At 40.8% G+C, this 17,055-nt stretch carries 14 protein-coding genes; 7 read left to right on the top strand and 7 right to left on the bottom strand.

Features of this window, described 5'->3' with window-relative positions:
• Window positions 1-7: 7 nt before the first annotated feature.
• The 7 genes from FUA48_RS01720 to murI all read left to right on the top strand — a co-directional run bounded on the left by FUA48_RS01720 (window position 8) and on the right by murI (window position 7,588).
• Window positions 8-889 (top strand): NAD kinase, encoded by an 882-nt coding sequence (locus tag FUA48_RS01720; RefSeq protein WP_147581829.1) that lies wholly within the window; start codon window positions 8-10, stop codon window positions 887-889.
• A gap of 156 nt (window positions 890-1,045) precedes the next feature.
• Window positions 1,046-1,729 (top strand): type IX secretion system protein PorG, encoded by a 684-nt coding sequence (gene porG / locus FUA48_RS01725; RefSeq protein WP_147581830.1) that lies wholly within the window; start codon window positions 1,046-1,048, stop codon window positions 1,727-1,729.
• Between the two features lie 4 nt (window positions 1,730-1,733).
• A complete protein-coding gene (locus tag FUA48_RS01730) occupies window positions 1,734-2,474 on the top strand; it encodes an isoprenyl transferase (RefSeq protein WP_147581831.1) in 741 nt (246 codons plus the stop codon).
• 7 nt (window positions 2,475-2,481) lie between these two features.
• Window positions 2,482-5,085, top strand: coding sequence for an outer membrane protein assembly factor BamA (bamA, locus tag FUA48_RS01735; RefSeq protein ID WP_147584936.1), 2,604 nt, complete (start codon window positions 2,482-2,484; stop codon window positions 5,083-5,085).
• A 37-nt stretch (window positions 5,086-5,122) separates the two neighbouring features.
• Window positions 5,123-6,190: an OmpH family outer membrane protein gene (locus FUA48_RS01740; RefSeq protein WP_147581832.1), complete on the top strand. Its 1,068-nt coding sequence runs from the start codon at window positions 5,123-5,125 to the stop codon at window positions 6,188-6,190.
• A 40-nt stretch (window positions 6,191-6,230) separates the two neighbouring features.
• A complete protein-coding gene (locus tag FUA48_RS01745) occupies window positions 6,231-6,740 on the top strand; it encodes an OmpH family outer membrane protein (RefSeq protein ID WP_147584937.1) in 510 nt (169 codons plus the stop codon).
• 65 nt (window positions 6,741-6,805) lie between these two features.
• On the top strand, window positions 6,806-7,588 hold the full coding sequence (gene murI, locus FUA48_RS01750; RefSeq protein ID WP_147581833.1) for a glutamate racemase: 783 nt from the start codon (window positions 6,806-6,808) through the stop codon (window positions 7,586-7,588).
• Between the two features lie 2 nt (window positions 7,589-7,590).
• Here murI and FUA48_RS01755 read toward each other — a convergent pair whose 3' ends face one another.
• From FUA48_RS01755 to FUA48_RS01785, 7 genes are all read right to left on the bottom strand, one after another.
• On the bottom strand, window positions 7,591-8,115 hold the full coding sequence (locus tag FUA48_RS01755) for a gamma carbonic anhydrase family protein (RefSeq protein WP_147581834.1): 525 nt from the start codon (window positions 8,113-8,115) through the stop codon (window positions 7,591-7,593).
• A gap of 60 nt (window positions 8,116-8,175) precedes the next feature.
• Complete coding sequence (locus tag FUA48_RS01760) at window positions 8,176-9,171, bottom strand: PorP/SprF family type IX secretion system membrane protein (protein WP_147581835.1); 996 nt, start codon at window positions 9,169-9,171, stop codon at window positions 8,176-8,178.
• Between the two features lie 209 nt (window positions 9,172-9,380).
• Window positions 9,381-11,312, bottom strand: a complete 1,932-nt coding sequence (locus FUA48_RS01765; RefSeq protein WP_147581836.1) for a T9SS type B sorting domain-containing protein — start codon at window positions 11,310-11,312, stop codon at window positions 9,381-9,383.
• A gap of 47 nt (window positions 11,313-11,359) precedes the next feature.
• Entirely contained in the window at window positions 11,360-12,004 is a 645-nt protein-coding gene (locus FUA48_RS01770; protein ID WP_147581837.1) for a hypothetical protein, read from the bottom strand.
• 110 nt (window positions 12,005-12,114) lie between these two features.
• Window positions 12,115-12,729 (bottom strand): hypothetical protein, encoded by a 615-nt coding sequence (locus tag FUA48_RS01775; protein ID WP_147581838.1) that lies wholly within the window; start codon window positions 12,727-12,729, stop codon window positions 12,115-12,117.
• Window positions 12,730-13,033: 304 nt separating this feature from the next.
• Window positions 13,034-15,502 carry a hypothetical protein gene (locus FUA48_RS01780; protein WP_147581839.1) on the bottom strand — a complete coding sequence of 823 codons (2,469 nt, stop codon included), beginning with the start codon at window positions 15,500-15,502 and terminating at the stop codon, window positions 13,034-13,036.
• 218 nt (window positions 15,503-15,720) lie between these two features.
• The gene (locus tag FUA48_RS01785) at window positions 15,721-16,941 is read right to left on the bottom strand and encodes a DUF4856 domain-containing protein (protein WP_147581840.1); all 1,221 of its coding nucleotides are present in this window, start codon (window positions 16,939-16,941) and stop codon (window positions 15,721-15,723) included.
• Window positions 16,942-17,055 lie beyond the last annotated feature (114 nt).

Genomic DNA, 17,055 nt, shown 5'->3' on the forward strand with positions numbered 1-17,055 from the left:
GAAGAATATGAGGATAGCTGTTTACGGTCAGTATTACAAAGACAACACCGAAGACATAATCGAGAAGATGTTCTCGGTTTTTGAAGGACATACTACCGAAGTGGTTTTTGAAGCAAACTTTTATAAAGCCATTACAGAAAAAGGGCTTTTACAAAAATCATTTTCAACTTTTACCCATCATGAAGAGCTGGACAGGCGTTTTGATATGCTTATAAGTATAGGCGGCGACGGCACCATGCTTAGGGCAGCTACTTATGTACGCGATAAAAACATACCTGTGCTTGGTATCAATGCCGGGCGTTTGGGCTTTTTAGCAACCGTACAGCAGGAAGATATAGAGACACTGCTGCCGCTTATTTTTGAAAATAAATACAAGATTTCACCAAGAACACTTCTTTCCCTTGACTATGAAGGAATGGAAAAAGAAGATGGGCTCGACTTTGCACTTAACGAAATTACCGTAAGCCGTAAAGACACCACCTCAATGATAACCATAGAGGTAAAATTAAACGGCGACTACCTTAATGCCTACTGGGCAGACGGACTTATTATATCTACCCCTACGGGCTCCACCGGATATTCATTAAGCTGTGGAGGCCCGCTGCTTATCCCGGAGGTAAACAGCCTTGTAATAACACCTATAGCACCGCATAACCTAAATGCACGCCCGCTTGTAATTCCGGATGATACAGAACTGGAACTGAAAGTGAGCGGAAGGGAACCGCAACATCTTATTTCCCTTGACTCCAGAATACTCACTGTAGACATTGAAACACCGTTAACCATAAGGAAAACAGGCTTCAAAATAAATATGGTTGAATTTCCGGAAGAAAAATTCATAAAAACGCTTCGCAAAAAACTTCTTTGGGGTGAAGACAAAAGAAATTAAAAAATAACTTTTTTGACTTCATTACATACTACACTACACCTTCTGTCGTTTTGTAGACTGAGCCTGATTGCCAAATTCAGGTTAATAGATTGTAAAAAGTCTTAACTAAGGCGATTTAGAAATCTATATTATTATATTTGCACCTATTTTGATAAAATGAGTAGAGTTTTTGTTGTTTTATTTTTAATTGTTTTTTCACTGAAAGCAGAAGCCCAGATTAATGAAGTGGGTATTTTTGCCGGAGGAAGCAACTACATTGGAGATGTGGGTCCTACGAACTATATAGCACCGAAGGATCTTGCAGTGGGTTTACTATATAAATACAACAGGAGTACCCGCCATTCTTACAGGGCTTCATTTACTTACGCAAAGATATCTGCTAATGATGCGGATTCTGACTCAAGCGGAAGAAAACAAAGGGGCTATTCGTTTGATAATACAGTAAAAGAGTTATCTTTAGGCCTTGAATTTAATTTTTTCGATTTTAACCTGCATGAACCGGAGTTTCAGCTAACCCCTTATGTATACAGCGGGCTTAGCTATGCATGGTATGATGAGCAGTATATCAACAACGGGAGAACCTATGATAACGGAAACAACAGCTCATTTGCCATACCGATGATAGTAGGTATAAAAACGAATGTATTACCAAATTTTGTAATAGGCTTAGAAGTGGGCGCACGATATACATTTACCGATAATTTAGACGGCAGCTATCCGGAAGACGATACCTTCCAGAACCTTCGCTTTGGTAACTTAGAAAGCGAAGACTGGTATGTATTTACCGGATTTACCCTTACTTATACTTTTGGAGAAAAGCCTTGCTACTGCCCTAACTAATATCATGAACAAATCAACTACTATAAATACTGAAAACCTACCTACTCACCTTGCCATAATAATGGACGGGAATGGCCGTTGGGCAAAGCAACGTGGCATGTTAAGGGCTTTTGGCCATGAAAGCGGGACAAAATCAGTAAAACAAACTATAGAAAACTGTACCAACCTTGGTATAAAATACCTTACCCTGTATACCTTTTCTACAGAGAACTGGAACAGGCCTAAACTGGAAGTTCAAACCCTAATGAAAATCCTTATCAACACTTTGAAAAAGGAACTTCCTACACTTCAAAAAAACAACATCAGGCTAAGCACTATCGGCAACAGCGAATTGCTTCCCGAAAAAGCCAGAAACCAGCTTTTTGAGGTTATAGAAAAAACAAAAGACAATAACAAGATGGTACTTACCCTTGCCCTTAGCTACGGCTCCAGGGAAGAGATAATATCAGCTGTTAAACAGATAAGTGAAAAAGTAAAAACAAACGCGATAGCGGTAACAGATATAAATGAAGAAATAATTACTCAACACCTGTATACGCACGACATGCCGGATGTAGACCTGGTTATAAGAACCAGCGGCGAACAAAGAATAAGCAACTTCCTGTTATGGCAGTGCGCATATGCAGAATTTTATTTTACCGATGTATTATGGCCGGACTTTAGTGAAAAAGACCTGCACAACGCAATTATCAGTTACCAAAAAAGAGAACGTAGATTTGGAAAAACCAGTGAACAAGTTAAATAACAGCGTGATGTTTTATAAACGCATTAAATTATTTTTAGGAGTAGTATTTTGTATTCTATCCGGTACTGCCGCAGCGCAGGACAGGGTTGAACCGGGCCAGTATATACTGGCAGGTGTGGACGTAACCGGAAAACTTACCTATAACGAACAAACCGTAGTACAATTTACCGGCCTTGAAAAAGGGCAACGTATTAATGTTCCCGGTGAGGAAATAAGTAATGCCATAAAAAAGTTATGGAAACTTGGACTGTTTAACAATATTGAGTTTTATGCCTCCGAAATTAAAGGTGACAGTATTTACCTTGAGCTTAATGTAAATGAGCTCCCTAAACTTAGTGATGTAAAAATGCAGGGACTTAGAAAGAGTAAAATAGAAACTCTTATTAAGGACACTGAACTTACTAAAGGAAAATATGTAAACGAAAACCTTATTACCAATACTAGAAACTATATTGAGAATAAGTACAAAAAAGACGGTTACTACAATACAAAAGTTGCTATTAATGTAATACCTGACAGTGCAAATACTGTAAAAATGGTAGTTAACATAGACAGGGGCAAAAAAGTAAAAGTCTCCAAAATCAAATTTGAAGGTAACACCATGCTTACTGACAGTAAGCTGAGAAGCGCCATGAAGAACACTAAACAAAAAAGCTTCATGAACCCGTTGCGTATCTTTAAATCTTCTAAATACATCAAAGACAAATACAAGGAAGACTTAGGAAGCATTGTAGATAAATACAAAGAAAAAGGCTATCGTGATGCACGTGTTACTTCCGATACCGTTATCTATAACCCTAAGAAAAATACTGTAGCAATAAACATTGCCATAGAAGAAGGTCGCAAATACTACTTTGGTGACATTAAGTTTATTGGTAACACCGTATATACCAACCAATACTTAAAACAGGTATTAGGCATTAAAAAAGGCGAGGTTTATGATGGTATCCTTCTTCAAAAAAGGATAGCCGATCAAACTAAACCTGACGGTGAAGACCTTACCAACCTATACCAAAACAATGGTTACCTGTTCTCTAACATCAATGCAGTAGAGGTTAGAACAGAGAATGACACTATAGATTTTGAAATCCGTATCGTAGAAGGACCTATTGCTTACCTAAACAAAATTACTGTTGTAGGGAACGACAAAACTAACGACCGAGTTATATACCGTGAGCTTTTAACAAGGCCAGGGCAAAAATGGAATAAAGAAGACGTAGTTAGTACGGTTAGGCAGCTGGGATCATTAGGATATTTTGATGCAGAAACAATCAGGCCTGACATTAAAAACCCTTCTCCCGAAACCGGAACAGTAGATATTGAATGGAACGTTACAGAAAGAGGATCAAGCCAGATAGAACTTCAGGGAGGTTATGGCGGCGGCGGTTTTATTGGTACACTGGGCCTTTCATTCAACAACTTCTCATTAAGGAATATTTTCAATAAGGATGCCTACAAACCAATCCCTATGGGAGACGGACAAAAACTGTCGCTACGTGCGCAGGGTAGTACTTATTTCCAAACTTATAGTTTATCGTTTACTGAGCCATGGCTGGGTGGTAAGAAACCTATACAGTTATTCTCGTCATTATCGCACAGTAACCAGTATCTGTACAACTTCCAAACAAGGGATGTAGACAGAAGCCAAAGCTTTACTATTAGTTCAGTAACATTAGGTTTAGCAAAAAGGCTTAGTGGTTTTTATGACAGGATAACCATATCTCATGCCATGACATTCCAGTACTACAACCTTAACAACTATAATACAGGACTGTTTACATTTGGTAACGGTAGCTCACGTAACTTAGCTTACACGCTCGAGGTTACAAGAGACAGTAGAGGATCTCCTATATTCCCTACTTCGGGTTCAATAGTTAGTGTAAGTGCTAAAATGACACTTCCATACTCTTTATTCAACAATATAGATTATGCTAACTTAGGAAGTCAGGATGAATATAAACTAAGAGACAGTAACGGTAACTACCTTAAAAATATAGGTACAGACGATAATCCGGTTTATCAGGTAACTCACGATCCTGCGCTTGCAGCTGCAGACAGAAGTAAGGTAGACCAGAAGAAATTTAATTGGCTTGAATATTATAAGATTAAGATGAAAGCCGATTGGTATACAAAAATTTATGGTAAATTAGTGCTTCGAACATTAGGGGAATTCGGTTTCCTTGGTGCTTATAATTCGAACAGAGGGGTTGTTCCTTTTGAAAGATTCTTTGTGGGTGGTGACGGTTTAGCTAACTACTCGCTAGACGGACGTGAAGTAATACAGCTTAGGGGTTACCCTAACCAGGCACTATCATCTATAAACGGTGGTACGGTATACAACAAGTTCTCATTAGAGCTTCGTTACCCTATTACACTTAAACCACAGGCGTCAATATATGTATTAACCTTCTTAGAGGCAGGTAATTCATACGACTCTTTCCAGCAATACAATCCTTTTGCTCTAAAACGTTCGGCAGGTTTCGGTCTAAGGGTATTTATGCCGGCCTTCGGATTGTTAGGAATAGATTTTGGTAATGGATTTGACCCACTTCCGGGCTCCACACAAAAGAACGGATGGGAAACACACTTTATCATTGGCCAACAGTTTTAAAAAATTGGCATGATATTTTCTAATATGTAAAGAAGTTATGAAAAAACATTTTTTAGTATTACTGGTATTATTTACTGCTGCAACGGCTACAGCTCAGTCACGCGGGCTTAAAATTGCCTATATAGACATGGAGTACATACTTGAAAAAGTACCTGACTATGCCGATGCAAAAAACCAACTTGAGATTAAAGCTCAAAAGTGGAAGCAGGAAATGGAAGTAAAGAAAAATGAAATAAATAAGCTTAAACAAAATCTTGATACCGAAAAAGCGCTTTTAACCAAAGAGCTTATTGAAGAAAGAGAAGAAGAGATAAGCTTTTTAGAAAAAGACCTTATAGAGTACCAACAGAAAAGGTTTGGACCAAACGGAGACTTTATTACTCAAAAAGCCGTATTGGTTAAGCCAATTCAGGATCAGGTTTTTAATATCGTTCAGGATCTTGCTGAATCAAGAAACTATGACTTCATTTTTGATAAGTCATCAGACATGACAATGCTTTTCTCTGCTAAAAGACATGACATCAGTGATTTTGTTATAGGAAGAATGACAAGAGCTGCAAAGAGGGAAAAACTTAGCAACAAAGAACTTAAACAGCTTGAAGAACAGGAAAAGCAGGAAGAGCTTGAGATCGATCCTGCGTATGCTGAAAAACAACAGAAGCTTGAAGACAGAAAAGCAGAGAGAGAAAGAATTTTAGAAGAAAGAAGAAAGGCGCAGGAAGAAAAAAGAAGAGCTTACGAAGAAAGAAAAGAGCAGCAAAAGAGAGAAAGAGAAGCTAAAAGAAACGGCACTCAGACAGACAAAACTGCTGAGGATACTTCCGGAGAAACAGAAACAACTGGAGAAAGACCTGCCGGAGAAAGCACCACAACTGATGCCCAAACTGAAAGACAGGATGCCATACAGGCTGCCAGAGAAGAAAGAGAGCGTAAGATAGAAGAGCGCAAAAAAGAAATAGAAGAGCGTAAAAAACAACTTGCTGAACAAAGGGAAGCTGCAAAAAAAGCACGCGAAGAACAACGCAACAAAAATACACAGCAAACTCAGGAAGAACAACCGCAGGAGCAAAATGAGACTACCCCTGCAGAAGGTGAAGGAAATTAACGACAGATAAAAACAAAAATTAATACAAATACCTTAAATGATGAAACAATTAAAATCTTTACTAATCGCTGTAGCACTTTTCATAGGAGTTAGCCAAACTGTATCAGCTCAGGCTAAAGTGGCACACATCAATGTAAGTGAATTAATGACAGCTATGCCAGAGATGAAAGCAGCTAACACTCAACTAGAGCAAATTAGCAAAACCTATGATACTCAGTACAAAACGATGGTACAGGAGTTTCAGGCAAAGATTCAAAAATATGGTGATGAAGAGGCTACTGCAGGAAATGCGGTAAATGAGGCACGTGCTAAAGAAGTACAGGATATGCAACAAAGAATTCAGGAATATCAGCAAACAGCTACAAAAGAACTTCAGGACAAACAAGAAGCTATCTATAAGCCAATTCTTGAGAAATCTAAAAATGCTATCCAAAAAGTAGCAAGAGCTAAAGGATATCAGTATGTTCTTGACTCTTCTACAGGAAGTGGCGTTATCCTTGCTGACGGACCAGATTTAATGGCTGACGTGAAAAAAGAATTAGGTTTCTAAAAACCATCATTTTCAAGATATTTAAACGACTCATATATGAGTCGTTTTTTTTTATATTTGTTGTTATGAACAATACCACGAACCCCATAGGCTTATTTGATTCAGGAGTAGGCGGAACCTCGATATGGAAAGAGATACATAATCTCCTTCCTAACGAAAATACCATATATCTTGCCGACAGTAGAAATGCGCCTTATGGAATGCGACCCAAAGAGGAAATCGTGGAATTAAGCTGTAAAAACACCGAGTTTTTACTTGAGCAAAACTGCAAAATGATAGTTGTTGCCTGCAATACTGCCACAACAAATGCCATTAAGGAACTAAGGGCTAAATACGATGTCCCGTTTATTGGGATAGAACCTGCCATTAAACCTGCTGCAAGCTTTACTAAAACACAAACAATAGGCATACTTGCCACAAAAGGAACTTTAAACAGTGAACTTTTCCATAAAGCCGTTTTAAACTACAAAGACATTAAGATTGTTGAACAGGTAGGCCACGGACTTGTAAAGCTTATTGAAGAAGGCTCTCTTGAATCGGCAGAGATGAAAGAGCTGCTGGAAACCTATCTTGAACCTATGATAAAAGCCAATATAGACTATCTGGTGCTTGGTTGCAGTCATTATCCTTATCTTATACCGCAAATAAAAAAAATACTCCCACAGAGCGTTAAAATAATCGATTCTGGTGAAGCAGTAGCTAAACAAACAAAAAATGTCCTGATATATCAGGACATACTTAACACCTCGTCTCAAAGAGGTTATACTACTTTCTATACAAACAGCAATCCTGCTGTACTTACTAATATTCTTGAAAACAAATATGAAGTTGAGGAAAAGGACTTTTAAGCCTACTCTCCTTTTTCTTCTTTAAACCAGGAAGAATACATCACATAATTGTTAGATATCCTACCTATCTCACCGGCAAAATCAGAAGCATTGATATCTTTTACCTTTTTAGCCGGTATACCTGCATAAATAGTCCCTGATTCTACCACGGTATTCTGAGTAACAACAGAACCTGCCGCAACAATCGAGTTGCTTTGTATAACGCAATTATCCATAACGATTGCCCCCATACCTATAAGTACATTATCATGTACTTTACAGCCATGCACAATCGCATTGTGTCCAATAGATACATTATTGCCTATTTCAGTAGGATGTTTTTGATAAGTACAGTGTATCACCGCACCATCCTGTATGTTTACCATATCCCCTATTTTTATATAGTGTACATCTCCCCTAATAACAGCATTAAACCATACGCTGCATTCTTTACCAAAAGAAACATCTCCCACAATCGTAGCATTTTCGGCTACAAAACAATCCTCAGGAATTTGAGGATACTTCCCTCTAACTTCTTTAATTACCATAACAGATTCCAAAAAAAAGTCCCGATAAAAATCGGGACAGAATTAATAATGCATTTATAACTAGTTATTAACGGCCGGACAGTTACACTTGTAAGGCTCTCTACCACAAAACAGGTTAAGACCTAAAGTGATTTGGTGGAAACCTCCATTATCAAACTTAACATCACCTGTTAAGTATGAATAAGTATAGGCAAACATAAATTGTTTGTAGTTAACACCTATAATAGGAGTAAAATACTGTAGGTTTTGATCTTTAGCACCATTACCATCTATGTATTGTGCACCATCAAGATATCTTCTGTAAGATAAACCTCCCCATACTTTACCAAAGTCTACATTTTTATAAACTTTAAGGTTAACATCTAAAGACTTCTCTTTTGTTTCATCTACCATTTGGAACATTAATGAAGGCTCCCATTGTAAACGGTCTGAATCTCCAAAAACGTATCCAACACTCATTAAGTATTTTCTTAGGTTATCACTTTCAATATCTGTATAAATATCTCTCTTGCTTGCAATAACGTTTTTAGCAACAAAGTGAGCATAAAACTCAAGGAACTGATATGAAGCTCCAATATCAATATTGAAGTAAGAGTCTTTTTGCTGCATACCTCCATCAATAATAGGATCAAAATCTGGCTCAAACTCAGTCTCGTCTAAGCGGCTTTGAACAAGACCAACGTTCATACCAAATGAAAGCTGGTTTAAGTCATAATAACCTCTTGAAAAACGGATATGGTGAGCATAAGTTAATTTAGCTCCTGTTTGAGAATGGTAACCATTCTTATCATTGAAACCAATAATACCAATACCAGACTGCTCTCCTACCTTACCATTAAAACTTAATGTTTGTAACTGTGGAGCATCGTCCTGGCCAAACCATTGCTGACGTGCAGTCAGTCTTAATTTAGCACAGTTAGCCGCACCTGCCATAGATGGATATAGTAGGTAATAGTTATCTGACAGGTAATCTGAGTAAACCGCAATCCCTTCCTGCGAAAAAGAGAGCTGAGTTAGTAATAGTCCAAAAAATAGATAAATCTTTTTAAAATTCATGTCGACCTTATCGTTTAATGAGAAATGCGCTTTAACTTTAATTGATGTTTTATATTTATTAACGGTCCTACAGGTCAATTTATTTTACTAAATTTTTCCATAGCGGTCAAATATATAAATTTTTGCGTTAGGTTGGTAATGATAACTTAATAATATTATAAAAATGCTACCACTTATGGCAGCATTTTTATATTTTAATTTAAATCTTTCTATCTCTTCAGTGAGAAGTGTGCCTTGAACTCCTTAACAACCGGCATACCGTTAACCGTCTCACGGTAGGTTACCGTGAACCAGTAGTCCGTAGCTGGTAGTGGCGTACCGTTGAAGGTACCGTCCCAGCCCTCACTCTCTTCGGTGGCACTGATCTGCTTGATCAGCTTGCCGTAACGGTCAAAGATGTACACCTTAGCATCAGGCTGGTTCAACCCTATGATGTTCCAGGTATCGTGGTAACCGTCACCGTTAGGGGTGAAGTAATGCGGATAGTCCACAAGGCTTACGCCCTCTATGGCAATCTCATCACACGCAAACTCCGTACTAACATCCCTTACATATACCGTATGGGTGCCTGCAGGTACATCGGTAAATACATTGCTGCTCTGCCACATGCCGTCCTCATCAAGCTTGTACTCATATTCTCCATACCCTTCAACAAACACCGTGATAACCTGGTTGTCGCTGAAGTAGTTGGTCACCTCATAACCAACACCAACAGGGCTGGCAGGGCCGCTCTTCTGAACCTGGAAGGCTGCTGAGATATCAGAGATACAGTTCAGTGGTGCAGGGCCTGTTACCTCTACAGTATAGTTACCCTCGGCTATCGCCTCATAGGTAGGAGATGCCGGGTCATAATCGGTCAGTTCCACTCCGTCAAGGTACCACACAAAGCTGTAGCCCATACCGCTCGGGATGCCGCTGTCCAGGGTTACTGTCCTTAACACATCGTCGGTAGTGTAGTCCACACAGATCGTATCACTGCCGTCCACCGAGGTGATCACAGGCTCAGGCAATCTTTCCACTATAAGGGTGATCTCCGTGATGTCATGGCAACCGCTGATGGTCGAGGTGTTGGTCACCCTTGCATAGATGGTCATAACATCGGCAGTGGTGTTCACATACACCGTAGGGTCCGCTATAGGGTTGGTTGCATTATCTGCATCCTCAAAGCTCTCATAGTAGGCAACACTGTAGTCCGCAGGGTCCTGCGCTCCCAGTATCTCCGCATCGAAGACACTAAGGTCAAAGGCATGCATACCGTCGTTTGTACCGTCATCATCACAGGTAGACAGCGATGGGTCGGCAGGGGCGTTGGCTACTGCGGCCTCCTCCACCAGGAGCTGCATCGGTGCGGTGGTGGTACAGCCGCTCTCTATGTGCTGTACCCATACAAGGATATCCTGTGGCGTGCTTATGTTGTTGTACTGGTTCGGCAGTGCTGTGCCCGCATCAAGGGCTGCCTGATCAAAGTAGAACCTTACAAGGTAATCGTTCGGGTCGGCATCCTCTCCCAGTATCTCAGGGATGTGGCTGCTTAGTATAAAGGTGGCAAAACCATCGGTGTTCTGCTCACAGATCGCATAGGCAGGAATCGCCCCGTTCTCGCCCAATGCAGGCAGCGGGTTAACGATAAGCTCAAGCTCAACGATCTGGTAACATACAGCATCATTCGGGTTGCCCGTGTTGGCCTCTACCCTTACATAGATGGTAGCCGTACCGCTTACAAACTGCGTAGGGTCCGCTATGGCGTTTATATCCTGGTCCGCATCATCATAAGTAAGGTGGTAGCTTAAGATAAGGTTCGGCTCGTTGTCCATGATATCTGCTGCTGCCTGGGTAAGGTCAAACTCCTCCTGGCCGTCCCCCGCATTGTTGTCATCACATAACACAAGGGCATCAGGGGTCGTATTCGGTGTAGGTAACGGAAGTACCTTTATGGTCATGGTAGTGTAGCTCTTACACCCTGCAAGGGTGATAACCTCTACCGTTAATGTCATCGGGTTGGAGGTGTTCACATAAGCAGTAGGGTCGGCAATCGGTGTGGTTGCCCCCGGCTCATAGTAGTTAACCGTGTAGCCAAGGCCTACCCCGAATGGGCCCAGTATCGTGTTCTCCATTACCGTAAGGTCAAACTCCGTGGTCATATCATTCGGCAGGGCCTCGTTACATACGCTAAGTACAGGCGGACGTGTTAGGCAAGCGGGATATTGATATGGATGGTGAAGCTCTCGATGCTGTAGCAGCCCGTGGCAACATCCTCAATCCTTACATAGATAACCTCTCCGTCCTGGGCCGTGTAGCCCGCAGCGTTGGTAATCCTCGGTGCGCCGTTCTGGGCTGCCGTAAGGTTATTGAAGTAATGGATGATATAATCCGACGGGTCCGCATTGCCTAAGTGCTCCAGTATGTAGCTGTCCTGAACCGTAAGGTCCACGGCTGCCATGGCATCCTGGTCGTTGTTGTCCGTATCACAAAGGGTGATGTCCTGAAGGTCCGCATCGATCTGAGGCGTATCCACAACAATAAGGTTAAGCGCATAGGCCGTAGCCGTATAACAGCCCGTTACCGTGTTCTCCACCCTTACATAGATGGTCTGGTTATAGGCATTGGTATTGGTATAGTTGTCCGTATTAGGGATGGCGTTGATACCCAGTTCCGCATCCTGTGCCGTCTCGTGGAAGGTTACAGAAAGGTTCTCTCCGTTGTTGATCATATCCTCAACAAGGGCATCAAGGTCAAACTGGGCATGGCCGTCACTGTCTGGGTCACACATGGTAAGGTCTTCCTGGGAAGGGGGAACCACTATCGGTAGCGGCTCTACCCTGATATCAAGCAATACGATCCTGTAGCAGCCCGTAGCCTCAATGGTAACCCTTACATAGATCGCCTCGGCATTGCTCTGGTTACTATAAAGACTCAGGGGTCTCTATCTCATTTACGTTAGCATCAGCATCCGCCAATGTATGGTGGAAGGTTTACGTTGATTCCCGTCTGGACCCCGATGATCTCAGGGATCTTAGTGGTAAGGTCAAACTCCTCAACCTCGTCAGGCTGCCCTCCTATAGTGTTCACATCACATAATGTGTATGGTGTAGGCTGGGTAGCAACAGGTAGCGGGTTGACGATAAGCTCCAGTTCCACGATGTCATAACAGCCCGTTGCATTGTCCGTTACCCTTACATAAACAGGGGAATCGGTATTGGTAGCCGTGTAGCTGCCCGGGGTCGCAATGGCAGGGGTATTGGCCTGTGCTGCCTCAAGGGTCGCAAAATAGCCAACCGTGTACAGTGCAGGGTCCAATCCGCCAAGTATCTCAGACTCTCTTGAAGGAAGTACAAAGATACCCTCACCGTCAGTATCATCCGGACCGTTGTCGCATAGTGCATATGGTGCCGGTTCGGTGGCGATAGGCGCCTGGTGAACAATCAGCTGAAGCTCCTCGATGTCATAACAAACCGTAAAGGCCGAAGATACCCTGATGTAAAGCGTCTGGGTGTTCGCCTCGATATTGGTATAGTCAACAGGGTCAATGGCATTGGTACCAAACTCCGCGTCATCCATGGTCTCGTGCGCAGTTACCGTAACATCGGTAAGCTGTGATTCTATATAGTCAATTACCGACTGTACGTCGAAATTCTCAAAACCGTCATTGTCAAAGGCACATTCCTCAAGGGCTGTCAGTGCAGGGGCAATAGGTGCAGGGTCAACATGAAGGGTAATCTGAACTGCCGTCCAGCAGCCCGTTACACTGCTCTGTAACCTTGCCCATATCTCTGGGCCATATCAGGGGCAACATAGATATCAGGAAGCTGCGTGGCAGCATCGCCTGTCTCTGCCTCTATCTGGCTGCTATAGTAACTAACCGTTACCGATGATACTCCCGAAGCAAGCAGGCTGAATCATGGCTGTGAAGGTCAAAGTCTGCCTGGCCCGGTACCTCCTCACACTCGTGGAAGTCCGTCTGCGCGCTGTCATAAATCGGAAGCGGGGTTACAACCAAATCAAAATCAAAGACATCATAACACGTGGTTACCGTGTTCTCCAATCTTACATAGATCATCTGAGGGTTGGAAAGGTTCGCATAAGTTGTCAGGTTAACGATAGGGTTGGTAGCCGTCTCAGCATCATTAGCCGTCTCATAGTAGCTTACCGCATAATCAGGGTTACCACCGGTTACCTCCAAATCCTTACTCGTCAGGTCAAACTCCTCAATCCCGTCAGGGGTCATGTAGTCCGTCTGATCACATAATACGTAGTCGGTAATGGGAGATGATATGGTGGGTAAAGGATTAACCATTAGTTGCACCTCTTCTATTGTATAACAATCAGTTGTTGTTCCATCCTCAACAAACCTCACATATATAGTTTGCGAATTTGGTACTGTATTGGTAAATAAAGGCTGTGACTGCGGATTAATATTATTTTGCGCATCTGTTAAAGATAAATGCACTGTAGCTGTTAGATTAGGCTGACCATTCTCCATCTCTGCAATGGCTGGTGCCAGATTGAATTCCGCAATACCATCATTAGAAGCATCATCACAAAGCCCTAATGGTGTTGCAGGCATTAGCAGCGGCGCATCATTAATTGTAATGGTTGCCATACTACTACCTTCAATGAGGCAGTTTTCAAAATCTTCAGCCACCGTATAAGTTATATCATAAGTTCCCGGAGTACTGTTTAAAAGATCAATTACACCGGTATCAGGATCAATTGTCACGCCTGCAGGTGCTGTATAAATACCTCCTGTAGTAAACCCTGTTTCAGGAGTTGGTGAAGCTGAAACATCACTTGTACATACTGCTGCGGGTAAAGTAAAATCTGTAACAGGAGAAACTGCCGGGTTAACTGTTACTACTAAAGGATAAGCTGGTGACTGACATCCCTGATCAGACTCCTGAAGCACATAGTAGGTTGTTGTACCAATCACTGACGTGTCTGGTGTTGGAGCATCAGGCAACTGATTACTGTTAAGGTAATATATCATAGTATACCCAGGTTGATCTACAGGTATATCAATAGGTACAGCCGTTTGGTTCTGGCAATAAGTTATATTAGGTATTACCGGATCCTGCGGATAAGGCCCCGTAAAGGATATTTCAATAGTACTTGTACAATACTGGGTAGTCCAGTCGAAGAAGTAAGAACCTGAAGGCCCGAAACCTGAAATCTGAACATTATTTGCAGAAGGGTCTGAAATTGTAACTGTAGACGGGTTATCAGTATGAGCTGACCATGTTCCTACTCCAGCAGCCTCTAAATCGGCAATAATATCACCACAACCCATATAATAAGGATTTGACGTAATAATACCATTATCTGCCGTAAAGCTGATTGCATCAAGGAAGTTACCCACACTGGCACCACCAACACTCGATACCGACTGTAGTATAAAACGGGTAACAGTTTGCCCTACAGGTACGGTATATGTCCCTGTATTATAACTCCATGCGGTATTCCCTGTTGAAACAGGAGCACCAACGTTTACATAAGGCCCCCCGGGAGGTCCGGCCAATAGCTGACAGGTATCTGTACCCTGACGCCCTCTGTGTGCAAATCCGTAATTAAACACAGTTGCTTGAGGGGTTTGATAATCCTGATAAACTCCCGAAACAACATTGGCATTAAGCTCAATAAACTGTGTACCACTATAGGCAGGTACATTCTCATAATTGGGCTGCTGCCAAAATTCAATCATCTCATCAGAAGCTGTAGTTCTCCATCCCTGTACCACATTATGGTTTACAAAAGTTGGAAAATTAGACCAAACCAAATCCGGCAATTCAAAGTCGTAATTATTAGTCGTTATCAAACACTCCGTCTGATTATTATTTGATGGCGGTGGCGGCGTTGTTACACAAACAAGAAAAGTGTTTATGGTACTTGCCGTTACGGTATTAAAATAAATCCTCACCTTATAAACAGCACCTATAGTAAGCCCTGAAGCGTTTACAACATTATTCTGGCTACAATATAGTTGCGAAAGTGCTGTACAGTCTCCCTCATACACAACGATAACCATAGGTTGTGGTGAGCCCGAAAAATTGGATAACGCAATAGTATGTGATGTAGAAGTTGCCGTAAACTGATACCAGATATCAGCACTGTTAAGTGCCGTACAGGTAGTACCCTGTGTAGAAACTGTAGCTTGCGTAAAGCTGGCAGTACTCCCTGCTGCACAAATTTCTGTAGGATTGACTGTTAATGTAGTTGCCCCAGAACAATCGTCGTTTACAGGTGGCGGGAGCCGTTTTTCATTTAAGTTATAACCGTAATTATAATTGAACAATAAGAGTAAAAGTGCACAAAAGATATAAGTAATTCTTCCCATCATATGGATTTTTAACTAGCTAGTATATAAAAAGGTCCAAATTAATAAATATTCATACTGATTAACACAAAAAAAGGATGAAAATAAATCTATTTGCTATTTCTCTAAAAATTTGACCTTAGTTTTATGATAAAAACATTTAAAAAAAGATAAACCCTACCAATTAAAAATAAGAAAAGCTGCATTGCTGCAGCTTTTCTTATTAATATTTACATGACAGTTTAGTGACTTCCACCTTCTGTAATTGCTTGTTCAATTGTAAATCCGAATTTTTGAGATATTTGAAGCATTATATCATCTATAGCTGATACTGTATATGATGCATCCCAAAAACCATTTTCTCCGGCTAATAGATTCTCCAACATTGTATTTACTTCAGTTCCGTTAAAGTACGGAGCATTTGTATTTGGATTATTAGTAAAACGTAATCCGGCTATAAAACCATAACCTTCAGACAGCGCATGGAAAGCTTTTATTGTTACTACATTATCATCAGAAAGAAGTTGTTTTCCTTCATTTAAATAATATACAGCTCTAACCGCTCCAATTACAGAAAGGTTTTCTTTAATAATTCTTATCTGTTCGTTACGGGTAGTATAGTCTTTATTTATTATAGCTGCCCTACCTTTAATAAATGCATTTTTAATATTATCTGATATACCTTCAAAGTACGGATTACCATTTACAGTATTCATATAGCTTTCCCAAAAATATCTCTTTGTGCTACCATCTGTATTGGTTGTTGTATATCCAAACACATAACCATAAGCTTCATCCCATTTGTGCTCCATGGTAGTGTAATTCTTACCTTCTTCTAAAGTCCCTGCATCATTTGCCGATTTGGTTTCATCAAGTACAGTCTGGCTTAGGTAGTTGTTAAGTGTCTGATCCATAAAACATGCACCCATTAAACCTTTTATAATTGCCTGGTTGATCTCCAAACCCTTACCATTTACAAGTCTTTTACCTGCATCAACAGAACCCATTACACCAGGTGTACCGGTAGTTTCATATTGAGCTGCTACCTCACCCATTTCAGTAAATAAGGCATCAAAAGTCATTTTTATTTCATTAGCTTCAACAGAGTTAGTCGCAAAATAATCTGCAGATGCAGCTGTTTTATTTCTTAACTGTTTTCCCGAAACATTCAAATCTTCTTCAGAAAAAGGATTATTTGTATTTGAGAACATATTAGATACTTTCTCTGAATCGAAAGTAGGATAACCCGCCTGATTTTTAGAATAAGCATCAAATTCTAAAAGCATTTTTATTCTTTGTGTCTGTCCTGTAAAATCTACTGAAGACTCTCCATTTCTTTCAAACACATACTCTGTAGGTACGTTATAAGATGGCCCGCTTACATTATCATCATCGCTTGAACATGACACCAATGATAAGGCGGTAAATGATAAAGCTGAAAATAAAATAGTTCTTAATTTCATGTTTTCTATTCTGAATTAATTGTTTGTTTTTCGGGCACAAAAATAAAACTTTAAAACAATAAAAAAACAATTATTTGTAAATAATCTAAATAAAATGTAGCTCCCGAATTTAAA

Origin of the sequence: Flavobacterium alkalisoli (assembly GCF_008000935.1) — a bacterium.
In the GTDB taxonomy this organism is placed as follows: domain Bacteria; phylum Bacteroidota; class Bacteroidia; order Flavobacteriales; family Flavobacteriaceae; genus Flavobacterium; species Flavobacterium alkalisoli.